This is a genomic window from Rahnella sp. BCC 1045 (genome assembly GCF_019049615.1).
Taxonomy (GTDB): Bacteria; Pseudomonadota; Gammaproteobacteria; order Enterobacterales; family Enterobacteriaceae; genus Rahnella; species Rahnella contaminans.
Genome location: NZ_JAFMOZ010000119.1, coordinates 60,835 through 85,347, shown reverse-complemented (window position 1 = coordinate 85,347; position 24,513 = coordinate 60,835). Strand labels below are relative to the sequence as shown.

At 53.6% G+C, this 24,513-nt stretch carries 19 protein-coding genes; 8 read left to right on the top strand and 11 right to left on the bottom strand.

Annotated features, from left to right (window positions below; genetic code table 11):
* Positions 1–201 precede the first annotated feature (201 nt).
* From J1782_RS09630 to J1782_RS09605, 6 genes are read left to right on the top strand one after another with little or no spacing between them, the layout of a single operon-like run.
* Positions 202–1,356 carry a mandelate racemase family protein gene (locus J1782_RS09630; protein WP_217153040.1) on the top strand — a complete coding sequence of 385 codons (1,155 nt, stop codon included), beginning with the start codon at positions 202–204 and terminating at the stop codon, positions 1,354–1,356.
* Between the two features lie 51 nt (positions 1,357–1,407).
* Entirely contained in the window at positions 1,408–3,051 is a 1,644-nt protein-coding gene (locus tag J1782_RS09625; RefSeq protein ID WP_371819758.1) for an ABC transporter substrate-binding protein, read from the top strand.
* A gap of 41 nt (positions 3,052–3,092) precedes the next feature.
* On the top strand, positions 3,093–4,109 hold the full coding sequence (locus J1782_RS09620) for an ABC transporter permease (protein WP_371819760.1): 1,017 nt from the start codon (positions 3,093–3,095) through the stop codon (positions 4,107–4,109).
* On the top strand, positions 4,106–5,011 hold the full coding sequence (locus J1782_RS09615; RefSeq protein ID WP_152326654.1) for an ABC transporter permease: 906 nt from the start codon (positions 4,106–4,108) through the stop codon (positions 5,009–5,011). The genes J1782_RS09620 and J1782_RS09615 overlap by 4 nt, the downstream gene beginning before the upstream one ends.
* Positions 4,983–5,849 (top strand): ABC transporter ATP-binding protein, encoded by an 867-nt coding sequence (locus J1782_RS09610; protein ID WP_165060006.1) that lies wholly within the window; start codon positions 4,983–4,985, stop codon positions 5,847–5,849. The genes J1782_RS09615 and J1782_RS09610 overlap by 29 nt, the downstream gene beginning before the upstream one ends.
* Positions 5,850–5,873: 24 nt before the next feature.
* The gene (locus tag J1782_RS09605) at positions 5,874–6,644 is read left to right on the top strand and encodes an ABC transporter ATP-binding protein (protein WP_217153047.1); all 771 of its coding nucleotides are present in this window, start codon (positions 5,874–5,876) and stop codon (positions 6,642–6,644) included.
* 35 nt (positions 6,645–6,679) lie between these two features.
* Here J1782_RS09605 and tssG read toward each other — a convergent pair whose 3' ends face one another.
* From tssG to J1782_RS09550, 11 genes are all read right to left on the bottom strand, one after another.
* Complete coding sequence (tssG, locus tag J1782_RS09600; protein ID WP_217153038.1) at positions 6,680–7,768, bottom strand: type VI secretion system baseplate subunit TssG; 1,089 nt, start codon at positions 7,766–7,768, stop codon at positions 6,680–6,682.
* A complete protein-coding gene (tssF, locus tag J1782_RS09595; protein ID WP_217153037.1) occupies positions 7,732–9,507 on the bottom strand; it encodes a type VI secretion system baseplate subunit TssF in 1,776 nt (591 codons plus the stop codon). The genes tssG and tssF overlap by 37 nt, the downstream gene beginning before the upstream one ends.
* Positions 9,508–9,520: 13 nt before the next feature.
* Positions 9,521–12,619, bottom strand: a complete 3,099-nt coding sequence (locus J1782_RS09590) for an ImcF-related family protein (protein WP_217153036.1) — start codon at positions 12,617–12,619, stop codon at positions 9,521–9,523.
* Between the two features lie 2 nt (positions 12,620–12,621).
* The gene (locus J1782_RS09585) at positions 12,622–14,061 is read right to left on the bottom strand and encodes a hypothetical protein (RefSeq protein ID WP_217153035.1); all 1,440 of its coding nucleotides are present in this window, start codon (positions 14,059–14,061) and stop codon (positions 12,622–12,624) included.
* A complete protein-coding gene (locus J1782_RS09580) occupies positions 14,061–14,318 on the bottom strand; it encodes a PAAR domain-containing protein (RefSeq protein WP_152326648.1) in 258 nt (85 codons plus the stop codon). The genes J1782_RS09585 and J1782_RS09580 overlap by 1 nt, the downstream gene beginning before the upstream one ends.
* On the bottom strand, positions 14,315–16,342 hold the full coding sequence (locus J1782_RS09575) for a hypothetical protein (RefSeq protein WP_217153034.1): 2,028 nt from the start codon (positions 16,340–16,342) through the stop codon (positions 14,315–14,317). The genes J1782_RS09580 and J1782_RS09575 overlap by 4 nt, the downstream gene beginning before the upstream one ends.
* A 3-nt stretch (positions 16,343–16,345) precedes the next feature.
* Positions 16,346–17,212 carry a hypothetical protein gene (locus J1782_RS09570; protein WP_217153033.1) on the bottom strand — a complete coding sequence of 289 codons (867 nt, stop codon included), beginning with the start codon at positions 17,210–17,212 and terminating at the stop codon, positions 16,346–16,348.
* Positions 17,213–17,214: 2 nt separating this feature from the next.
* Positions 17,215–18,081: a hypothetical protein gene (locus tag J1782_RS09565; protein ID WP_217153032.1), complete on the bottom strand. Its 867-nt coding sequence runs from the start codon at positions 18,079–18,081 to the stop codon at positions 17,215–17,217.
* A gap of 64 nt (positions 18,082–18,145) precedes the next feature.
* Positions 18,146–20,596, bottom strand: coding sequence for a type VI secretion system Vgr family protein (locus J1782_RS09560; protein ID WP_217153031.1), 2,451 nt, complete (start codon positions 20,594–20,596; stop codon positions 18,146–18,148).
* Between the two features lie 316 nt (positions 20,597–20,912).
* Positions 20,913–21,398, bottom strand: a complete 486-nt coding sequence (locus J1782_RS09555) for a hypothetical protein (protein WP_217153030.1) — start codon at positions 21,396–21,398, stop codon at positions 20,913–20,915.
* The gene (locus tag J1782_RS09550; RefSeq protein WP_217153029.1) at positions 21,385–22,263 is read right to left on the bottom strand and encodes a transcriptional regulator; all 879 of its coding nucleotides are present in this window, start codon (positions 22,261–22,263) and stop codon (positions 21,385–21,387) included. Before J1782_RS09550 ends, J1782_RS09555 begins: the two co-directional genes overlap by 14 nt.
* 745 nt (positions 22,264–23,008) lie before the next feature.
* Between J1782_RS09550 and J1782_RS09545 the strand changes: the two genes are divergently transcribed.
* Both J1782_RS09545 and J1782_RS09540 read left to right on the top strand, forming a co-directional pair.
* Positions 23,009–23,398, top strand: coding sequence for a helix-turn-helix domain-containing protein (locus J1782_RS09545; protein ID WP_152326641.1), 390 nt, complete (start codon positions 23,009–23,011; stop codon positions 23,396–23,398).
* Between the two features lie 280 nt (positions 23,399–23,678).
* Positions 23,679–24,485: a hypothetical protein gene (locus tag J1782_RS09540; RefSeq protein WP_217153028.1), complete on the top strand. Its 807-nt coding sequence runs from the start codon at positions 23,679–23,681 to the stop codon at positions 24,483–24,485.
* Positions 24,486–24,513: the final 28 nt, after the last annotated feature.

The following is a 24,513-nucleotide window of genomic DNA, read 5'->3' as shown; positions in this document are numbered from 1 at the left end:
TGCCCAAACTTACGCGGATATTTTCGGCTTTTAGCCGTGGCAATGCGTGAATAAACTGGCTAACTTCAATAATGAAACGCTATTTTATTTATGTTGGATTGCGGTTTTAACACAATGTGAGTGCGCTCACAAAGCGGGTGAGAACGCAGTCCGGGGGCGCTCTGATGAGCGTTAACTCTCTCAGTAATGGCAGGTATCGCTGTGAAAATAAGTTCTGTTGAAGTCTCTGTTTTTACTTATCCGACCCGTCGCGTTTCTGACAGCGCGGGTCATTCGCATCCGGGTGAAGAAAGTCTGGCAAAAATGGCAATGCTCACCATCACTACCGACGAAGGTGATTGCGGTTATTCGTTCGCACCGCCGGAAGTGGTGCGTCCGCACGTGGTGAACGCCTTTTTCAGAAAGGTACTGATCGGCCAGAATCCGTTTGACCGCGAACGTCTCTGGCAGGATCTGGTGCACTGGCAGCGCGGCAGTGCGCATCAGCTGACCGAAAGGGCGCTGTCGTTTGTCGAACAGGCGTTGTGGGATCTGATTGGCCGTAAGCTGAACATGCCGGTACACAAACTGCTGGGCGGATTTCGCGAAAAAGTCCCGGCGTACGGCAGCACCATGTGCGGCGATGAGCTGAAAGGCGGATTGTCGACACCGGACGAATTCGGCCAGTTTGCCGAAAAACTGGTCGCGCGCGGTTATCAGGCCATCAAGCTGCACACCTGGATGCCGCCGGTGGCCTTCGCGCCCGATCCGAAAATGGACATCAAAGCCTGCGCCGCCGTGCGTGAAGCGGTCGGGCCGGATATCGAACTGATGCTCGACGGTTATCACTGGTACAGCCGCAGTCAGGCACTGATTATTGGTAAGGCGCTGGAAAAACTCAACTTTGCGTGGTTCGAAGAACCGATGGAGGAAGAGAGCATGGCGTCCTACGCGTGGCTGGCGGAAAACCTGTCCATCGACGTGATCGGGCCGGAAAGTCTGGGCGGTAAACATCACAGCCGTGCGGACTGGGTGAAAGCCGGAGCCTGCGACATTCTACGCGCCGGTGCCAACGGCGTCGGCGGTATCTCGCCGTGCATGAAAGTCGCCAGTCTGGCTGAAGCGTTCGGCATGGACTGTGAAGTTCACGGTAACGGCGCGGCCAGCCTGGCGGTGGTCGGCGCTATCCGCAACTGCCGCTGGTACGAACGCGGCCTGCTGCATCCGTTCCTTGAATACGATGAACCGGCTGCGTATCTGAACAGCATTGTTGATCCGATGGATGAACAAGGCTTTGTGCATCTTTCTGACCGCCCGGGTCTGGGTGAGGACATCAATTTTGATTACATAGAAACCCATACCGTCAGCCGCGACTGACCTGCGGGCAGAAAAAATAATAAACCTCTGACTCTACCCGGAAGGTACATCATGAACTCTGGCAAAACGTGGGGCGCGTGGATTTTCGCGCTCCTGCTGATGACCGGTGGCTGGACGGCGCAGGCAAAAACGCCGCCCGACCAGCTGATCATCGGCATGAACATGAATAACCTGTTAACGCTCGATCCGGCAGCGATGACCGGCAATGACATTGTCGGCATCGTGGTCAATCTTTATGACCCGCTGATTGAGCTGGACCCGCAACAACTCACCAACGTGCGACCGGCGCTGGCGACCTCGTGGGAGGTTAATGACGCCCGTAATCTGATCACGTTTCATCTGCTCGACGGCGTGAAATTCCATTCCGGCAATCCGGTCACTGCGGACGATGTGGTGTGGTCGATGCGCCGCATTCTGCACCTGAATCTGGCGCAGGCCTCGGTGTGGAAGTCCTACGGATTCACCAAAAAGAACGTCGATGAGATGGTGCGTTCGCCCTCTCCGGCTATCGTCGAAATACAGTTACCCAAACCCAATGACCCGAAACTGGTGATTTATTCTCTGGCGGCGCTCGGCAGCGTGGTGGCGTTAGACCGCAAAACCGTGCAGGCGCATGAAGTGAACGGCGACTGGGGTAACCGCTGGCTGACCACCAACGAAGCCGGTTCCGGACCGTTCCGCCTCGACAACTGGCAGGCGAAAGACGTGCTTAATATGAGCCGTAATCCGCAGTACTGGCGCGGTGAGCCTAAGCTTTCTCGCGTAGTCTTCCGTCATTTTCAGGAATCCCAGACCTTACGTCTGATGATTGAAAAAGGCGATCTGGATATCGCCAGTAATATGGCGGTGTCCGACGTGACCGCGCTCAGCCACGACCCGGCGATGCAGGTCGATCAGGTGAAAAAGGGCACTATTTATTACGTGGCGATGAGCATGAAAGAGCCGCATTTCGCCAATCCTAAAGTACGCGAGGCGGTGCGCTATCTGATTGATTATCAGGGCATTGGCAAGGCGCTGATGAACGGTTACGGCATTGTGCATCAGCGTCCGATTCAGGTCGGCATGCCCGCCACGCTGCCGGATCCGGGTTACCAGCTCGATATCCCGCGCGCCAAAACCCTGCTGGCAGAAGCCGGTTATCCCGACGGTTTTGATACCACATTGCGGGTGCTGGCCGATCAGCCGTTCCTCAATATCGCCATAGCCGTACAGTCCACGCTGATGCAGGCGGGGATCCGCGCCAAAATCGTTACCGGAACGGGCAACCAGATTTACGGCGCGATGCGCGAGCGTAAGTTCGACATGCTGGTCGGGCGCGGCGGCAGCGGCGTGGAACCGCATCCGCATTCCAGCCTGCGCGCGCTGGTTTATAACCCTGATAACAGCGACGCCGCCCGCCTGACCAATTTCCAGGGCTGGCGCACCGGTTTTTACGACAAGCAGCTGAATGCGGATATCGATCAGGCGCTGCTCGAACGTGACCCGGAGAAACAAAAGCAGGATTACTTCGCGATTCAGGAACGATACGACGCGCTGATCCCGGCGCTGGTCCCGGTCTCGCAAATGGTCGATTCCATCGTGGTGCGCAGGGACGTCAAAAACTATCTGCCGCATCCTTCAGCGACGACGTTCCTGCGCGACGTCTGGAAAGACGAGGCTGCTGACGTTCTGCCAACCGGAGGAAAAGGGTTATGACTATGCAAATTCCCGCTCCTGCTTCAAAGCCAGCGGCGCGGATGTCGTTCCCCGCCGGACGCATCGGCAAACGGCTGGTGCAGGTAGCCGTCACGCTGTTCGGCCTTTTACTGCTGACGTTTTTCATTGGCCGCGTGATGCCGGTGGATCCGGTGCTGGCGATTGTCGGGCCGGACGCCGACCACAGCACATATCAGCAGGTTTATCATCAGCTTGGCTTTGATAAACCGCTGTGGACGCAGTTTGGCATTTACCTTTCCGGGCTGGCGCACGGCGATTTAGGCAATGCGCTGCTGACCGGTAAACCGGTGACGCAGGACATTCTGCGCGTGTTCCCGGCCACTATGGAACTGGCGACGCTGGCGATCATTCTCGGCGCAGGTGCTGGCATTCCGCTGGGCGTGCTGGCGGCGGCAAAACGCAACAGCATTGCCGATTACGGGGTGCGCATCATCAGCCTGGCGGGTTATTCCACACCGATATTCTGGGTCGGCATGATGGGATTGCTGGTGTTTTACGCCTGGCTCGGCTGGGTTGGCGGTGCCGGACGGGTGGATTTCAGCCTCGACGGACAGGTTACGCGGCACAGCGGTTTTATGCTGATTGATGCGCTGATCGCCGGAAATTGGGAGGTGTTTCGCAACGCGCTCAATCACCTGATCCTGCCCGCGTCTCTGCTCGGTTTTCACTCTCTGGCGTACATCAGCCGCATGACCCGCAGCTTCATGCTGGCGCAGCTTTCGCAGGAATTCATCATCACCGCCCGCGTTAAAGGACTGAGCGAATGGGATGTGCTGTGGAACCATGCGTTTCGCAACATTCTGGTTCAGCTGCTGACCGTGGTCGCGCTGGCCTACGGCTCGCTGCTCGAAGGCGCGGTGCTGATTGAAACCGTGTTCTCGTGGCCGGGTTTCGGTTCGTATCTCACCAGCAGCCTGATGTTAGGTGACATGAACGCGGTGATGGGTTGCGTGCTGGTGGTCGGCATGATTTTCGTGGTGCTGAATTTGCTCTCTGACCTGCTGTATCAGGTCTTTGACCCGAGGACAAAAGTATGACGATTTCCCTCGATTCTGTGACGCTCAGCGCAGGCGACGAAACACGTCAGCGCGTGAAAAGGGCGTTCGGTCGTATCGCGCATTTTCTGTGGCAGATGGCGTGTAATCCGCTGACCGCCATTGGCGGCGCAATTGTGCTGGTGCTGATGATGGTGGCGATTTTCGCGCCGTGGATTGCGCCGTTCCATCCGCTGGTGCAGGACTTAAATAACGCGCTCAGCCCGCCGTCGGCGGCACACTGGTTTGGCACCGACGAGTTTGGCCGCGATATCTTCAGCCGTCTGGTTTACGGTTCGCGCATCACGCTCTACATCGTGTTGCTGGTGTCCGTCACCGTCGGACCGCTCGGGTTATTACTCGGCGTGACTGCCGGTTATTTCGGTGGCAAAACCGACATGGTGCTGATGCGCGTCACCGATATTTTCATCTCCTTCCCGAGTCTGGTACTGGCGCTGGCGTTTGTCGCCGCACTGGGTCCCGGTCTGGAGCATGTAGTGATCGCGATTACGCTTACCGCCTGGCCGCCGATTGCGCGTCTGGCACGTGCCGAAACCCTTTCTCTGCGGCAAGCCGATTTTATTTCGGCGGTGCGTTTGCAGGGGGCGAGTCCGCTGCGGGTGTTGTGGCGTCACATCGTGCCGCTGTGTCTGCCGTCGGTGATCATCCGCATCACCATGAATATGGCGGGGATTATCCTGACCGCCGCCGGTCTGGGCTTTCTCGGCCTGGGCGCACAGCCGCCGGATCCGGAATGGGGCGCGATGATTTCCAGTGGCCGTACTTACATGATGGAGTGCTGGTGGGTGGCGACGATCCCCGGTCTGGCAATCCTGATTAACAGCCTGGCGTTCAATTTTTTAGGAGATGGCCTTCGTGACATTCTCGATCCCCGAAATGACTGACGCTCCGGCGTTACTCGACGTGCGTGACCTTAACGTCAGCTTTGTGAATGGCCGTCAGGTAACGCACGCGGTGCGTGGCGTGTCCTTCCAGCTCGGACGCGAAAAGCTGGCGATCGTCGGTGAATCCGGCTCGGGTAAATCCACCGTCGGACGCGCGTTGCTGCACCTTCATCCGTCCAAAGCGCAGATCACCGCCAGCAAAATGCAGTTCGCCGATGTGGATTTGCTGCACGCCAGCCCGAAACAAATGCGGCAGGTTCGCGGCAAGCGTATTTCGATGATTATGCAGGATCCGAAATACTCGCTGAATCCGGTGCTGTGCGTCGGTGACCAGATTGCCGAAGCGTGGCGGTCGCACCACAAATGTTCGTACAACGATGCTAAAAGCAAAGTGCTGAACATGCTGGATGTGGTGCGTATCCGCGACCCGGAACGGGTGTACGGCCTGTATCCGCACGAGATTTCCGGCGGGCAGGGCCAGCGCATCATGATTGCGATGATGCTGATCACCGACCCCGAAATGGTGATTGCCGATGAACCGACCTCGGCGCTGGATGTGTCCGTGCGTTTACAGGTGCTGGCGCTGCTCGATGACCTGGTGAAAACGCGCGGTCTGGGGCTGATTTTTATCAGTCACGACATCAATCTGGTGCGCAGTTTCTGCGACCGTGTGCTGGTGATGTACGCCGGACGCATTGTGGAATCCATCGCTGCCACCGATCTGGATAACGCACAGCATCCGTACACGCGCGGCCTGCTCAACGCGCTGCCGGACATGGATAACCGCCGTTACCCGCTGCCGGTGATGCAGCGCCAGGCCAGCTGGCTGACCGATTAAGGAGCCGACATGACAGCTAAAACCATGATTGATGTGCGCAACCTGAACCTCACGTTTGGCGAAGGTGCGAAAACCACGCAGGTGCTGACGGATGTGAATATCGCCGTGCGCGAAGGCGAGATTTTCGGGCTGGTGGGCGAATCCGGTTCCGGTAAAACCACGGTACTGAAATGTCTGGCGGGGTTGTTTACCCACTGGAAGGGCGAACTGGCAATCGACGGCCAGCAGCTCGAACACCGCATCGGGCGTGGCCGCTGCCGTCTGGTGCAAATGGTGTTTCAGGATCCGTACGGGTCGCTGCATCCGCGCCATACTGTCGGCGATATTCTGGAAGAGCCGCTGCAAATCCACCGTATCGACCAGCGGGATCAGCGCATTAATACCATTCTGGAAAAAGTCGGCCTTAACCGCGCCTTCCGCAGCCGCTATCCGCACCAGCTTTCCGGCGGACAGCGCCAGCGCGTGGCGATTGCGCGGGCGCTTATCCTCAAACCGCGTGTACTGTTGCTCGACGAACCGACCTCCGCGCTGGATGTGTCAGTTCAGGCGGAAATCCTCAATTTGCTGTTCGATCTTCAAAAAGAGGAAGGGCTGACGTACCTGATGGTGACGCATGATCTGGGCGTTATCGCGCATCTCTGCCAGCGCGTAGCGGTGATGAAATACGGCAAAATCCTCGAAACGCTGGAAACCGATGCCCTGCTGCGCGGCGACATTAAGGACGACTACACCCGCGTTTTGGTAGACGCCAGCCGCGATTACAGCCGCGAAATGGCGGCGAAAGTGATGCTGTAGAGAGGGGTAAGTTCACCTGAAAGGAGGCCGCTGTATTACATACGGGACAGCGGCCGTACCGGTTTTTTATCCCTGATCCGCCCTACCTTCATCGTTACTTCTTTCGGCATCTCATCCAGATTATCTTCCCTCAACCCCATCACCACGTTATAGCCCGTCATCAGCATAGGGTCACCCAGGCGCGGCAGCGGTGCGAGCTTCATCGGGATAGTGAGCGTCAGGCTGGCATCGTAGTCGCAGCCCAGATAAACGCGCAGCAGGGTAAACACGTCCTCCCGCAACTGACCACCGGGCAGCCAGCCTTTAGCCTCTGCCGCGTCATCGGTAAACATTTCTACGCCGATGCAGTAGTTGGCGTCCGAGGTTTCACTGCCCAGTACCAGATGATCGCCAAGGCGTTGCTGAGCTGAGAAAAAAAACATCGCCTGCTTACCGGCCGGCATCCGCGTGACCTTGTGCGGTTTCACGGTGACCTGCGTGTGGGGTGCCTGCGTTTTTATCACGCTGACAATACCTTCCGCCGTGCGGGTGGTTCTGACCAGCGGTTGCAGTAACGCCAGTAATCGCGAAGCGGGCACGTCGCCGCTGTCGGTGATGCCGGTCAGGGCCATCAGGCTGCGCGACGTTTTGTCGGTACCGCCATCCTCAAAGGTGGCGGGATAGCTGTATTTTCGCCAGATGCGGTAAAACTGCGTCAGCATCCGGTGGTTGAAGATGTCTGAGAAGGCTTCCAGCGCTTCATGGCCTTCGCGCTTTTGGGCAATGTCATCGATGTAGCGGGTCGGCAGCGGCGAGTCCACGCCGTACAGCCCCATAAACGTGGTGCGCACCGTCGGCGGCGCGTCCGGTCGTTCCGGATCCGTTTCTACTGCTTTCAGCTCGCTGACCGGGAATCCCATTCCGGGGTGCGGGCGAAAACGCACGGGGTCGTCTTTCGGCGAGAAGGTGCTGCCGATCGGCTTGTTATCTGAGAGCTGTTTCTCCAGCAGTTGGCAGAAACGGTAGAAGTTAAAGGCGTGCGCCCGGTCGTTGCCGTCCTTGTCCCGCCAGAATTCGCTCAGCCGCTTTTCGTTATCATCCGTCGTCATCAGAATAAAATCCGTGTCAGGCGCCTTTCCGGCCATGCCCATTGTGTCCCGGACTGACTGAGCGTCACAGTCAGTTGCGTGAAGCGGCGGATATCGGCGTACTGGGTGTAAAACTGCTCCAGAATTTCACAAAACAGCAGCGCGTCGCCCTGACCGCAGAACTGATGTTCATCCAGCGTCACGCGGATCTCTACGCCGTGCCAGCCTTCGGCGGGATAGTGAGACGGCGTGTATTCAACATGCGTGATGCCCGCAATGCGACGGGCGTTGTCCGCGTCGTTTGTCCAGTCCAGCAGGCTGAGCGCGTGACGCAGCGTATCGATTTCCATCAGACCGGCGATGGCCTGCGGATGCAGCAGCGACAGCACCTGCCACTGATAGAGTTCAGCGGTCGGCGGGTAATGCGGCATGGAGGGACGCGTGCGGGTCGTACACTTCAGCTCAAGATTACCCAGGGCCGTCTCGCCGTCGAAAACACTTTCCTGTAACGTCATGCGCGGCCAGGCACCGTTGGTGCAGGTCATGTTCAGGCGCATCTTCAGGCCGTTTTGCTCCTCGTGCGTTTTGCCACCGAGCATCAGAATAGTCTCGTTGAGACCGGACGTTCCGCGGTATATGCGGGTATGGTAATAGCGCTCGGGCCAGTTCCTGGCGTATTTCAGCATCCCACCTTTCTGGCGAAACTGGCTGTAGGGCACGTAGCTGAACTCAGTGTTGTCCTCAGTCACTTCCGCGACGTCATTGACCGCGTAGATTTCGGTATGGCCGTCGCTGAGCCGGTGCGGCCGCAGGCGGTAATCGCTGACCGCGGTGGTCACGGACAGCGGCTGAGCCAGCAGGCGGAACAGGTTAATCACCGGAACGCAGTGCATGCGGATGGCGTCCGGCGGTACGGCCAGATCGTTCGGCCAGCGTTCGCTGAGCGTCACCTCAATATCAAAGGAGGTGGTCTCCGGCGGGAAATTCAGGGTTTCCAGCCCGCGCAGCTGCATATAGAAGTAGCGCTCGGGCGAAGAGAAATACTCCAGCCACGGGCGCACTTCGCCGCACATCGCCGGGCTGTCGCTCTCCGGCCAGATTGAGGCGTCGTTTTCTGCCTGCCAGCGCGGCAAAAACTGCACGTCCACCGGCGTCAGCTCTGTCGACGCCTGCCAGAACCGCACGTTCACCCGCTTTACCTGACGGCTGAGAGCCAGATACAGCGCAGACTGCAGCACGCGGTCGCCGTTGAGATACAGGCTGATGTTTTGCCAGTCGGCGCGGCGGATCTCAGTGAGGGCGGGCAGGGTGAAGCGCAGTCGCAGCGCCTGCTGGCCTTCCGGAAGGGTAAACAACGATACCGTTTCGAGCGCAAAAGGATGCACCTTCAGGTCGCGGGTCGTGCGGTAGATGTAGCGCTGACGATCATTGCCCAGTGGCTGGGTTAACAGATCGCTCTCAGCGGGCAACACCTCTTCGCGCACGTGCAGCTCCGGCGCGGTCGGTGTCAGTTCGACAATCGCGGTGGAAGGCAGGGTGCGGTTGATCACCGGCAGCAGGTGCGAGAGCAGCGGCTCGGTCAGTTCGGGGATGTCATCGTCAATCTTCTGCCGCAGCTTCGCCATCATCAGCGAAAAGCCCTGAAACAGCCGTTCGACCGAGTCATCGCGCGGTACCGGACTGCCGTCCAGACCTAACGCGCGTCCCAGTTCCGGGAACTCTTTCGCAAACTCCAGCCCGGCTTCCTTCAGGTAGCGCATTTCGCCGTCAAAATATTTTAAGAAATCGTCTTCCATGTCGGTGCCTGCGTTATCGGAAAATCGTGGTGGGTAAACTGAAACCATCAAGTCTCAGCAGGCTGACCGGATCGTTACCGGCGATAAAGGCCAGGCGGTAATTGAGCGGCAGGCCGTCACCGGCGGTCCAGACCACCTGATAATGTGTGTTGTCCACCGGCGTAATTTTGGCCTTCTTCAGCAGCCGGTAAAATGCCCAGGCGCCAGGCGTATCAAAATAGAGCCGCGCACCGGCACGGACGCTGGTCCACACCAGCGATGCATCGGGATAGTACGTGTCGCCCGGCCACTGAATGTCCTGCCATAACGGCATCTGGTTGAAGTACAACAGCTTCTGGCCATCGATGCTCAGTTCGGTCTGCACCACGTCTCTGGCCGTGCCCGCCTGCAGTTTGAAACGAAATCCCCAGCCCGTATCGTTAAGCGCGTGACCTAAGCGGTCGAGCTGGTTCAGCTTGCTGAGAAACGCGGCGTTCACCGTCAGCCCCGGCGGCAGTTTGCCGGCCTTCTGCCAGCGGTTGTCTTTATATTCCAGCACACCATTCAGATGTTCGCGGATGAAACCGGCAATCAGGCCGCTCTGCGGGTTGATAAAATCGTTCAGCGCCGCCAGTGACGCGTCTTTCGGACTGTCGCTGAACGGGAAGGTGTTATCGAATTCTTTATGCCATGCTGTGACAATTTCCTGCTGCCACTGCGCATCCATCCCTTTGACGCCGGTCGTCATCACACCTTTCCATGTCTGGCTGAGCGGTGCCAAAAACAGCGCCTGTGCCATCGGTTGCCAGCCGCTGCCCAGTTGAATACGCAGACGGGCGGGTAATTCAGATACCTGGTTATCGATTTGCGTACCGCGAAATACCGACTGCGAGAGTGCCGCCGTGCCGCCGGTGGCCGCGGACAGGTTGCGCATCTTGTCGCGCAGTGCCGCTGTTTGTGACCGCCAGGCAGACAGCGTAATACCGTTCCCTTTACCGGTTCCGGTCGCCATCGAGACGATGCCGCCAAACACCGGCTGCAGGGCAGGACTCAGTTCACTGCGTCGTGCGTTCGGACTGCCGGCCAGTCCCTGCCAGGCCAGCTGTTTCATCAGCGCTATCTGTGGCGACCGGCTGACGTCAGAAGCCAGTGCCAGCTGCTCTGCCGGATTAGCCGCCGGATGTGCCTTCAGCTGGTTAAGCGTTTTCTGCCACGCGGTGCCGTATTCGGCAAAATAGCGCGCCGTTAACCGTTCACCCAGTGCGGCGGGGGAGAGTGACGCTTCCACCTGATGCCCCGGCTCTGCCAGAACCCAGCCGACCTGTTCCTGCCGCTGCGTGACCAGTGCGGTAATTTCCGGCGCGATTGCACCTTCATACGCCTGGCGGGTAAAGCTGCCCGGCACGACTGCGTCGAGGGTAAACATCCCGCCGGTCTCCTGACCGCCGAGCAGCTGCGTCAGCGACAAATCCGCGAAGTTACGTGAGGTGCGGTAAATCAGGGCGGCATAGAGCTTGTGCTCTGCGTCCGCGCCGCTCATGGCGTTCAGCAGGGCCGACCGCGCCTGCGTGACCGCCGCAATGTCAGGTCGGATTTTCCAGTCAGGGTGCCGGGCAAACTGCGCGCCCAGAAAAGCGATATCCTGCGGCGCGACGTTTTTCAGCAACGGCGTCAGCTGCTGCGCTAAATAGCGCTGCGCCTCTGCGCCGGTAGTTTTGTCGGGCTGGGCCAGCATCAGGTAGGTTTTCAGGACATCGTAGGACGGTGTGGGTGATATCAGTTCCGCAATCAGCTGCCGCTGCGCCGGTTGAACGATAAGCCGATGGGCCAGCGCCGAGTATTGCGGCCAGAGCGCGTGAAGCAGCGGATCCGTCACGTCCAGACCAAAACGGCAGTACATCGGCGTGCCCTGTTCCTGCTGAGCCAGTAAGGTTTGCACCCTCTCTCGCAGCGAAGACAAGACGGCAGGCGAGGGGGATATTTTTGCCTGCTGAACCTGCTCCGCACTGCCGGTCACCAGCCGGTAATTGCTGATGCCGGATACGATTGTACCGATGGCCAATACCATTATCGCGGTCGCGGCGCTCCAGTTCGCCACTGTTCGCGCCGTTACCCCAACCGGACGACCAGCGCGGCGATGAATTCCCGCAGACAACTCCCGCCAGACCGGAGAGTCCGCGCGTTCATGCGGGCTGTACGCCCGTAGCGTCAGCGCCGGTGAAAACGCCACGCCGTACAAAGGCAGCGGACGATAGCTGTGAAGAAGCGGTTTGAATGCCTCTGTCCAGCCGGTCAGGCGGGCTTTTAAATCACTGGCCAGTTGCAGCAAAAACGCATGGCTCAGGTTTCCGCTGATTTGCGCCATGCCCTGTGCGCGAAGTTCGGGGAGCAGTGAATCGACAGAAGACGATAAAGACTCCGGCGTCAGCCTTTTGTTCCCGAACACCCCTACCAGCTGCACCGGCCGTTCGGGTTGCGACCAGGTCATTTCGCGCCGGTCCAGCAGATACACCGGCAGTTCCCAGCGCAGCCGGTGGCGGACAATTTCATAACCACGAAGCACGGAATCAGCCTGCGCCGCCTGGGTATATTGCGCCTCATGGCTGACCCAGATCAGCGCATCAGCAGGAGCATTGGAGCGCAGACGGCGTAACACCTGAAGGTCTGCCGGGTTGCCGCCTGTCGCAAGTGACCCACCCCACAACAGCAGTGTCTTGCCGACGGTCATCCAGCCAGATTCTGTCAGCCCCGGAGCAATTGCTTCGACATCATTCACTTCACCCATCACCAGCAGCCAGGGGAGTTTGCGCTTCCAGCGCAGACTGTAGCGATGCCGGAGGGCTGATTTTAACCGCCCAATATCAATGGACGCCTGAACGGGCCGCTCTGATTCTAAACCCGCCGGGCCGACTTTAGGACGCACAGGAACCCTCCAGCTGGCCGATGTGGTGACGAGGGTTAATGACAGGGCAATAAGCGTGACAATCAGCGTGATGACCAGAACGGCCATTAAAATGCCGGAGTCCTTTGAGGACGAAGAAAACACGCCGTATTGCCGGAACACACTGATAATCGCGACTGCAACGGCCAGCAACAGGAACAGTATTCCCAGTGGCTTAATGAATTTCTTCACAATCAGCTTCCTTGCTGCGCAGAACGGATAAAGTGCGGCTCAAGCAGGCGATTTAACACGATCCGCAGGCCCACGGCGCTGCCAGTCATTGTGACAACCAGTGTCAGGATCAGCGTGATCGCGCCCCAGAAAGAAAACAGCCAGTCCGGGAAGGCATTGCCGAGGGACCAGAACAACACCAGATTGAACAGCAGTGAAGCGACCAGGCATCCGGCAGGGTAGACATCGCGGGGTAACTGGCTGTGATAATCAGCCTGAACCGGCGCTTGATCCCCGACAACGACTGCCCAGGCTGACTCTTCTGCGGCGGCCAATACCCACTGGCTGCCCTGAGCGCGCTTAATCATATCAGCGGCGGCGCCGATCATCAGCCAGCCTGAAAGTGACCCATACATCCCGCAGCCTTTGTCGAAATCCAGCTGCCCGCCCATCGGGGCTTCATTGCGCAGCGGTAATTTCAGGTCATGGACAACGGCATTGAGCTTCTGACGCAGGGTGTCGGTCAGCCCGGAGAACCACAGCAGGCGAAGAGACTCCGCCGGCTGCTGCGTCATGTCTCGCAGTTCCAGCAAATCCTCGGGCAGTTTTTTCAGATTTAGCGGCATGGCTCTGAAGAGCTGCGGGGCATTTTGCAGGGTATCTGGTTTAAGCGAGTCGGCGGGGGAGAGCAGCAGGCCGGTGGCGATTTCGCTGAGAGGCTTTTCCTCCACACCGTCGTAATACTGCATCGCAATAACGAGAGAGGGCGCGTGTGCGTCTAAGCAGGTTCCCACAGTTTCCAGAGACGCCTGCGGGCGAACAGGGTTTACCTGTAACGAGTATCCGGGATAAAGCGTTTGCCAGAGCTCTTCGAGGTAGAGAACGTGTGTTTCCGTCACCTCCGTTTGCGTCTGCACATAGAATTTGAATGTTACCTGTTTTGGCAGATTCAGCGCTTTAATGGCGTCTTCAAACGACGTCAGGATATGGCGGCAGATGATTTCAAAACGATAAATACCCGGCGGCGCATCGTCCTCAGGAAACAGCAACACGGCAGGCTCCTCGTTATCGCCTTCTGGACGGGAGAGGCCAGCAACCTGCGGATATAAATGCTGACGGGTGGTGAAGTTCACGCTATCAACAATATGCAGATGCTGATGTGTCCAGTTTTGCCACGCAGCGTTGGTGTTTGCCTGCCAGTGCGTCCAACTGTAATACATCAGCGCTCCGGCCTCCCATATCAGGAGATAAAGCGACAGGCACGACAGGATCCCAACCAATGTGAAGCCAGTCAGCGGCAGATAATGACCTGAAGACAACGGATACAACCCGGTTGATGGCGTATCAAGCACGACCCAGACTAAAGCCAGTGCAAAAGCCGTCATGAAGATAAACACGCATACCCACGGTGACCACGCAGGAGGCTTTTGCTGAGGTTCAGCCTGAGGAACTGACCAGCCCATTATTCGAACCCTGCATCAGGGAAGCGGGCATACACCACGGATCCGCATTCGGTTTTACAGCCCTGTACTACAATGCCTTTCCCTTGTTCTTCATAACCCGGCTCACATTCGATAATGCGGTTCGGGCCGTGTTCAGGGCAACTCACGCTGTCGTGTAGCAACGCCGCATTTTTACCTTCGATTTCAAACGTCGATGAAGCAGAAATCACAGCGCCGCCGTGGGATGTTTTATCTCCAAGAACTACGACATTTTTCATGCGAGTTCTCCCTGCGTTTTCTGTGCCCGGACTAACGCGATATTGTCAGCCTCGGCTTTTTTCACCGCCGCGTCATAACGTAGCTGTGCATCAGCGTCCACGTCTTTACGGATAATGGGTGGCAACGGAGGTGGCGTGAAAGTGCCTGTTTGGTAGTAATTATCTGAGCCAATATGTGTCCAGTCAGCCATATCGCGTAACATCTGCATCTGGGTTTCATTTTGCCCGATATTACAGAATCCGATCGGTAAGTCGTAGGCCATTACTTGCTGAAGGAACAGCGGGTTCTGGGGTAAATCACTGTGGTCGGCAGGCCGGGAAATATATTGACCTATACGCGAGCGCATTTGCTCAACGCTTTCCCTGTCAACATTACGTTTATCATAGGGAGAGCCAGAGCCTGGCGGGACGGGGAAGGTTTTACGCTCATTGAAGCCATAGAGCTTGATGTAATATTTGTAGGTATTGTCGTTGGGCTTCCCTGTTTCCGGATCATTGGTGCTCCAGCTATAACCATAACTGTCGTAGTTTTTATCACCCAGGTAGATTTTATGCGCTGCTTTATCGGCGGGTAATTCTTCAATATGTTTACGGTCTTTATCAAAATCAGCCAACTGCTCCGCAGTAATGGGCTGGGGGACCTGTTCGGCATTGATGTATAGCTTTTGGTTTGGGTCCGGATTAGGCCATGCCTGGCGGCTAAACAAAGTATCATTGCTGTCCCAGAATTTTTTACCGCCATTCGGTTTCCAGTCCCTGCTCATATCTGGCAACGTACCGAACGGCGTTTGCAGATTCGGTGCTTCGCCACAAGCCATATTACGGGCGAGCATGCGCACAAAAAGTGAGTTTTTCGGCACCATCGCAAAAACAGGGTGCGGCTGGGTATAGTTGCTGGCTTTCGTATTGGGAAGCCCTTGCCAGCCAATACTCAATAAGGGTGACGACCCCATTACCCGGTCATGTGGGCTGCAATAAATATATGTGCGTCCGTGATTGTCCCGCTCAGGAACATCCGGATTGGAGGTTTTCCCATCCGGTTGCCAGTTTTCACCCGCACCATCAAGACCGCAAACGAGTTTTTTCGGGTTGGCGTTCTTAAGCCGGTCCTTATTTTCAGCCACCTTTCCGACTATATCAGCAAAGGTGACGCGTCTCGCAGCGTCAGAAATACATTCGGCTAATGGGTAGGAGAGATAATCCATCCCCTTACTTTCCAGGCAGAGCGGGGAATTCATCACAAAAAGCGCATCGGGCGCGGCGCCCTCCATTGCGGCCGCTGCGGTGGCGATCATGGTGCCCTGGCTGTGAGATATAACGGTGACGGTATCCGTCGGGCTGAGTTCGCGGATCTTTCTCACCAAATTAGCCAGTCGCTCGGCCGCATGCGAGTAATATTCACGCGGTGGTGCATTTGCCAAAAGGCGATCTGTTTCTTCATTGATAAACTGCGTACTAAATGGGATTGGAATTTTTTTGACCCATTTACTGAAGCCGTATTTGCTCCACAACGAATACAGTGAAGTGCAGCCGTTCTGGAAAGGGCCTCCGCCCCAGAAAAATCGGTTATTACTTTTCTTAATCTGTTCATCACTGAGGTCGGTATAGCTATCGCCTTTTGCAGTTCTCAGAGGGATGACGAAATCATTTTCTTTGCCGGATTGTGCTCTGTATCCCCAGTAAAAACGGATGACAGGAGATCTGCCCTTCTGAGTTATTTTTACTGGAAATGTATTATCTTCATTGTATGTATTAGGTGTTAAAGTAAATTGAGGATCTTTCAGACCAAGACGTTGATTAAGACCTGCACAAAGATTTTCTTCTGCTGTTTTGTACCATTCGCCTTCTGAGTTAACGCCATGAACAAAAATAACCAGGCCTGGAAGTTGGGTACCTTTTCTTATCTCCCCTCGAACACCAACACTTTGGGGGCTCATCGTACTTCTGGCTTGTTGAATACCATTAGCAGTGGTTTCGCTATTCAGTAAACGAGTAGGCTGATCGTGTTGATAGGCTTCAGACATAGGTCATCCTTGATTTTTAAGCTGAGTAGGGAGTCGTGTGGAGTTGCAGGTAAATTGAGTTGTGCTGTGAGGGGATAGCATCAATTTTGGAATTGTATCTTGGGGAATATTATCTCTTATATTATAATATAAAGTACTTACCTTATTGCCCAACTCAGAAATTTTTTCATTCGTATATGAATACTTGGATGATAATAAACTCCCATTTACATCCAAAAGATTACTTTTATCTAAAGCATCATCAGGTATTCCCATTGCCAGTAGTTTTTTATAGAAAATTTTATTAATTAATATTTCTCTTGGTTGTATAAAAGTGCCATCGGTATTATTTGTGTATTTATTAGCGTTGTAATTGATGCTCTTAATGTATATGGCATCATCAGAAATAACGATTGTGTAATCTTTAGATGCTGAGCGATCACTAGCACCAAATTTAATATCCCTAAATGTTTTCCCACCATCATTACTGGCTGACAATATACTATAGGCACAGCCTCTGAGGGGATCACCGCAAGCATCGTTATCACCACTCACTAATGGAATTGCCAGCATGTTGTCGTTTTTAGCTGCCCAAATAAACTTGCCTCTGTAGTTCATCGTTCCCTTGGAAAGGAACCAGAGCTTAGTTTTTATCTTCTTGTTATCATTGTGATAATAAATTGACCCATCATCACAATTCGAATAATCCTCCAGCGTGAGATAGCGATTTTTATCGATACGATAAATCACCTGAGGTGGGTTATGGATGGGTAGTACTGCCAGTTTTTCTGGCTGCGTTGATGTTTGCACCGGAGGGGGTGTCACGGCACAGCTATTCAGGCTGGTCAGCGAAAATACTAATGCCCCTGCGAGTAAAGTCAGCTTTTTCATGGTCATCCCTGATTTTTTGGCTGAGAAGGTTGAAGAGTGGTCTTGCAGCTAAATCTGTTGCTAGCTGAACTGTCCTGCTTTAAGTCAGGTAGTTTCTCTGTAATTGGGGAATCATTATATTTATCGAATAGAGCAGCAGCTTTCACAATCAATGCCGCGCTTTGTGCTTCAGAGTAATGATATTTATTAGTTAGCCTGAGGGCGGAGTAACCTAAAGGATTCTTCTTTACTAAAACATCTTCAGGCACACCTAACTTGATCATTCCTTTGTAAAATTCATCCCGTATCCAGGCTTGCCTCACGTTATAGAACTCACCAGCGCTATTTATTGAATATTTATCCGCAGGATATCGGTCACTTTTGATGTAGATGGCATCATCAGTCACAACGATTGTGTATTCTTTCGAACCGGAGCTGTTACTTGCATCAAATGTAATATCATTAAAATTTTTTCCGCCATCATGACTGGCCGATAGTATGCTGTAAGAACAGCCTCTTAATGGGTCACCACAAGGTGCGTTATCACCGCTCACCAATGGAATCGCCAGCATATCGTCGTTTTTCGCTGCCCAGATAAACTTGCCCTTATAGTTCATGGTTCCCTTAGAAAGGAACCAGAGTTTAGTTTTTATCTTCTTGTTATCGTTATGATAATAAATCGAACCATCATCGCAGTTCGAATAATCCTCCAGAGTGAGATAGCGATTTTTATCGATACGATAAATCACCTGTGGTGGGTTATGGATGGGTTGTACTGCCAGCTTTTCTGGCTGCGTGGATGTTTGCACCGGAGGGGGTGTCACGGCACAGCCATTAAGGCTGGTCAGTGAAAATATTAATGTAGCTGCGAGTAAAGTTAGCTTTTTCATATTCTGTCCTTGTAGTTATTCGCCATCCAGTAACGAAATGACCATATCCTGCGCGGCTTGTGATTTAGTGAGAGGTCATGCCTTTTTCATCGGTCAGTCCTTCAATGACCTGCCCATCATCCAGTGTGATTTTATATTTCTGAGAAGCCAGTGGCTTGCCGTTGAGCGGATGAGTAACCACAAACCCCTCATTAAACTGCTCCGGCTCAAATGATTTCATCGCACTCTGCATGCTCGCTGCGCCTTGTTTGACGATGCCGCCATTTTTCACCAAGAGTTTCCCCGGCCCGCCAATCTCAACGTTCCCGCCTTTCAGCTTGATGTAGGCGCCGCCGCAGATCAGAACCAGCTCGTCCTGTGCTGTCACCGTCATCTTTTTTCCGCTGGCAATATGCGTATCGTCCGTTGACCAGGTGGTGAATTTCCCGCCCTGCGCCTGAACGTCGATGTCACCTTTGGCGGCAAACATTTTGGTTCCCTGACGGCTGTAGAGGCTGATTTGTTCTCCGGCTGCCACCGTGAATTTCTTCGTCGCGCCGATATCCACCTGTTTACCGGCGGTCAGCGTCAGGCTGTCTTGCGCGTACAGTTGCATGCTGTCCCCGCTGACAATACCGACGCCTTTTGGGGCGCTTAAAAGTAAAACGGCTTGCTGAAGTTTGTCGAGTTTCTGCTGAAGCAAGGTTTGTTGACGGTCAATATCAGCGGCTAATGCCTGCGCCTGTTGCGCGCTGGCCGACAGGCTCTGCATTTCCACCATCGCACTGGAAAGAAGTGCTTTGGCCTGTTGCATGTCCAGTTGCTGACCTGCGGCGGAAGCCTGCACATCGGCGGAAATAAACACCCCCTTACCACCGCGAACGGCCACCCAGTCGTCGGTACGCAGCTCGGCACCGTGGCCACGGTCTTTGCGCTTGTCATCGACCAGCGCACCGAGGTTCAGCTGGCTTTTACCGCTGGCCGGTGTCGAAAGCTTGATGTGCTCTTTCCCGCGCGTATCGTCCAGGCGAAGCTTGTTATTTGCCGGAGTGCGTATGACGTTCCGCTTGTAGTTCGGTAACGCCACATGATCCGGGTGCGTTGAATCATGCAGCGCACAGGCGATATAAGGGCGGTCAACGTCGCCGTTCTCAAACGCAATCGCCACGCCGGTGGAATCCAGCAGCGGCATATGGAAGCCGTAGGTATCACCGGAATACGGTTTGGCCAGGCGCAGCCAGCAGCTCTCGAAGCCTTTCTGCCATTCGGTGCGGTCGAAGCCAAACTGGGCGCGGTACAAACCGTCGGCGTTGATGTGCGCGTAAGGTTCGTCCGGATGCGCGCTGGAAATACGTGCTGGCAGCGTGCCGGTGACGGTCGGCCACGGCAGCAAGGCAGGGCGGTACGGATGCCGGGTATTACGCGGAACGGCGGTGAAGGTGACAAAATACGCCGTATCGCGGGCGACGTTTTTAGACTCAGTGGAGACAATCAGCAGGCCGTCCGGCGCTTCCGGCCAGTCTTTGCCGGGCGTGGTGATGACCATCCCCGGACGCAGCGTCATGCAGTTAGATTTGCCCTCGAACGTGATTTGTTCGCTGAGGTAACGTTCCTGACGGCGTCTGGCGTACCACATGCCCTGACCGGGTTCGCTGCTGTATTCCTTGCCCGGCTCAGGATAGTACTCACCCCAGCGGTAATCTTCGGCAACCAGCGCAGGGTAATCCGGACTGGTCTCCGTCGTGCCGGTCATATCGCTCTGCGCGGCGGGGTAATAGTCGTCGTTAACCGTGACAGACTTCGGTATAGATTTACGGCTGACCGACATCTCCCAGACCGATTCCAGCCCGCCGTCGAACATGCCCGCCGGGTTGCGGAACGGGATAGCGACCGGCTCCGGCCAGGCGTAAGAATGGTCAGCCAGCACCATGACGTCGCAGTTGTTCTCTTCGTCATATTCGAAGAAGTACGAGATGCCGCTGTCGGCCAGGCGTCGCGCAATGTGCGTATATTCACTTTCGCCGAACTGCATCATGAATTTTTTCAGCGGATACTGATCATTGAGCGCAAACCGAAAATCCAGCCGGTCCATGTTGTAACGCAGGAAGGTGTTTTCGGTCATGCTGATGACGCTGTCGTTCTGGTAAATCGCGTTGTTGCTGCCCTGATTTAACCGGGTGACGCGGTGTTCCAGCGTGGCGACGTAGCGGGTCTCATCGGCGGAGGTGCTGCACTGCCGGAACCGGGTGATGACGCCGGGAATAATACGCGGTTTAACGGACTCCCACGGTTTACCGTCGGGATACATCAGGAACAGCGCGGAATAGTTGATGATGTGCTGAGCCGGAATGTCTTTCACCGCGCTGGTGAACTCAATCTCATAGCGCAGGATATCGCTGATGGCCTCGCTGCCGCTGAACTTGAGCACCGAAATATCGACGCCCGGCAGCTGAGATTCCAGCCGTTTAAGTTTTAACTGGTAGTGGTTGTGGATCGGTAATTTACTGCCTGCAAGAATGTAATCCTGAATGCTCATTGCTTAATTCCCTTTATCCAAACGCATAACCTGAATACAGCCTGTGTCTGCTTCAGGTCATCGCGGTGCCATTATCCATTGCACGATGTCTTGTCCCTTTGAAACCGAGGTCCTACCCTGACTTAAGTCAAATTATCATTGTGCGAGTTTACTCATAAACGTTCTGAATTGAAGTGTTATTTGTCCAGTTTTCAGAAATTGCGAGGGGAGAAGAATTTCATCATGCCATGTGCAGACAAGAGGTGTTTTTTGCGTGAAGGAAAAGGGGTTCTCGCGCCGAAACGCGGGTAACCGACGTCTTCATACAGCGGCAAAATTATCCGGGGTGTTTAACAGGGTTGATAACACAGGAAAATAGCGGGGTATCACTCTGGATAAAAAGGTAGGTAGATTTGTTTTCTTTGGCTAACTGATATGTCACTCCCCGATCGCTATAAAGGAAAAAATCGGGCGTCAGCGCGTTGAGTGATGCGTCCGTGACATTATCATTATGCAGATAGGAAGAAACCATTGTCAGCGTGTCATCATTGACCCAATACCGGAAGGCGATCCTTTTATTGATTTTGGTAATTGCGGCACCCTCTTTTTTAAAATAACCGGATGTTTCAACGATGCCGTTCCCGTTATCAAAATGGTAGTACATCAGTGCCGAGTAAACAGAGTTGCCCTTCGATATCACGATTTCTGACTGACAAGAAAAATTATTCTTCTGGTGATCCAGATAACCCAAAACGAACAGAGGGGAAAGAGCAAAAAAAGCGAGCAGAGGGTAAATCCACACATGCTTATTATTTATCATCATTTTTTTCCAGATATATATAGCTCAGGCACTGTGCGTTAATTTTCTCTGCAGGCTTATCGCACATTAATAAAGCTGTTCCTTCAGGGAGCCGGTTGAGGGTGATGTAAGCATACGTTTTGTCTGTACAGGTGATCCCTCCGTGTTGGAAAAGCGCTGAAAATTCCTTTATAGCGACGTCTTTATCATAGTAAGAGGAGGTAAGCATGCAGCCATTTACTTTGCCAATCAGATGATAATCAGAAAAAAAGGAACCTTCAGGCTTGAGCTGCAGATAGGTCATCAGACTCAGTCCACAAAATACGAATGCTGTCAGATAAAAATAAAGAGGGGAAATTCTCTGATGGCCGGTTTTTTGCGGCAATGCGGAGTCGGGAGCAGAGAAGGTTTCGGGTTGCCGATCAGAGGCGGGTAAATTTTGTTCTGTAGCGGAGTTTTCAACATCGACATTCTGTGGTGAATAAACCTCACCCGGAAGGGACTGAACAGGGGGAGACGCTTCACGCATTTCCTGTGGGTCTGTTTCTTTCGCGAAATAAAGCGTCGCATGACCGGTAAATTTAATTCCCGTTTTGGGTATGGTTTGAACAATATCGTCCCCGATGCCAGCTGATTTCAGGCCTTTACGGACAATGGCAATATTCTGATAGAGCGTATTGGCACTGACAAATGCTCCGTTTTTGCCCCAGATATTTTCAAAAAGAAATTTCTGAGTGAGTACTTCACCCTGGTTTTGCAGCAGTAGTAACAAACACTGGCTTGCCGGGGTATGCAACGTGACTTTAACGGTGTCCGATGTCAGTGAGATCAAGTGATGGGCGTCAGAATCAAAGATCACCTGATCGCTGATAAGGTATTTGAGGGTCATATTGGTATCTGTTCCCCTTGAGGATTTCTTAAAGTGTATACCACCTGAGGATCTGCGCCGGGGTAACAGGAACCCGGGTCAGAAAAAATCTAATTAAGAGTTATATGCTTAAAAATCAGTGCATTGAGATTGTTTTTTTATGTGTATACGCCCGTAGCATATCCTTCCTTTTCTTCTTTCCCCTTTCTTATTAAACATAATTCAAAAGACTTCACTTCCCTCCCGGTACGTTCGACCTTAGTTTGTGTCTCAGCGCCACGGTGAAAGTATGTTCCCCTGCGTGGCTTGTACTGATGGTCATAAAAATTTGCCGCTGAACGGCCATTACCCATTTGGGAGTAAGCGCAGATATGAGGAGTAGAAAGTGGAGGGTTTAGAAAAGTAGTGCGAGAAATCCTAATATATACCACAAAGGAAACATTACCTTAGGCAGGAAAGTAGCATAAAACTCTTCATGTGAGCATTTTTTTGGTTTTTTAAAGTGAGTTTTTCGGGATGGTGGGTTGTTGATTTTTAACGCCACTGAATTCTCCATTCATAGTGAATAACTCTGGCTAATTCATTTTAAACGGAATAATCAGCAAGAGCATGTCAGGCCGGGTGACTCATCAGAGATACCCTGAAGTGTATTGTAAGATCGTAGTGGAAACATATAATCAGCCACATTAATTCTATGGGTAATATATTTTTGCTAAATACATGGATGACAGCCTTGGTTGGTTGTTTCGACTAACGGGTAAAGTAAATGGATTATAAACTGTACGGTTTTTTAATTGGTAAAGACATTCACTTTGATATAGGCAGCAAAAGGCTTTATCGCTTTTCTGTTGACTGTACAGAGCGAAACCTGATGTTTGGTTCGGTCTTTTTTAACGACACCATGATGCAACTTTTCCTTTATCTGCTGAGCCATGGCCGGTCGCAAAAAGTAACCAAAGATGAACTCCTGAGCAAAATTTGGGAAGAAAATAATCTGAGCCCATCGACGCAACGTCTGTGGCAGGTACTTAATAAGCTTAACAAGAAACTCGCGATGGTGGGGCTTCCTGAAGATTTCATCCAGAGTGCCAAAGGAGCGGGTTACACAATTAATTATCCTGAAATAACGCCGCTCTATTGTGAGCATGTTAAATAGTTTCAGTACAACTTTTCATTCATTTGGTGAATATTTAAATTAATTTTCTACGAAATTAATATACATGAATCATCAGAGCAGAGGAGTATTCATCTTTGCTTGTGTAACATATTGGCAGCATTAATAACATCTTAGATAAATGCCTTATATTTTATATAACGGCTGAGGGCCGCTCTACGTCTGAATATTAGTATCGGCGCTTTTTTTGCAAGCCGCGGTTACCTGCTTAATGATTTTTAAATAAAAGTTGAATTACCCATTCATCTACTGTGAGTTTTTTATGAAAAATATGACATACGGAATTTATTTGCGTAATCCGCTTATATCTGCGGCCCGCGCTATTTCCACCTCAGCATTATTGCCTTTGCTGATGCTGAGTTCGTTATTGACGTTCAGCCAGGTTGCCGCTGCCGATACGCAGGTGAAAACCGGCGTGCATGAGCAGACAGAGGTCGCCGGGGATCCTGCGGCCCGCCATTTGGCTTATTCAACTGTTTTTAATGACGCGGTAGCCAATGATCTGAATGGCAATCCGCAGGCAGCCCGTCAGGGCTATGACCTGCTGCTGGGTACTGAATTCGCCGGTCAGGTTGCGACGCCTTCAGCCATCAATCTGGCCGTTCTTAACCGGTTCGACGAATCAAAAACGGCATTTCGCCATCTCGCCGACGGCAAGAATACGCAGGAAGCCCAATACGCCAGCCTGTGGCAGTTATGGCTGACCGCCCGCACCTGGACAGGGTCTTCTACCGCATTACAAAAGCAGCTGACCAAAGACACGGCGAAATACCACTTCACTTATCCACGCTATCAGGCGATTGCCAGATTGTATGCCGGTAAAGGCAGTCCGGACGCCATTTTCTCTGCCGTGAAATCGATGCCTGAAACCAGCCCGCTTGCAAAAGGGGACGCAGTCACCGAAGCCACTTTCTTCACCGGCGGATATTTGCAGTACGTCGCACACAACAATAACGCCGCTCAGAAATTATACGAGCGCGAAAAGAACGCTTTGAACCGCACCTCACTGGAAAAACCTTTGATCGATAAGGCCACAGCAACCCTGCTGGCCACAAACCACAAGCTTTAACTTAATCCTGGCATGGAGCCAGGAGGAG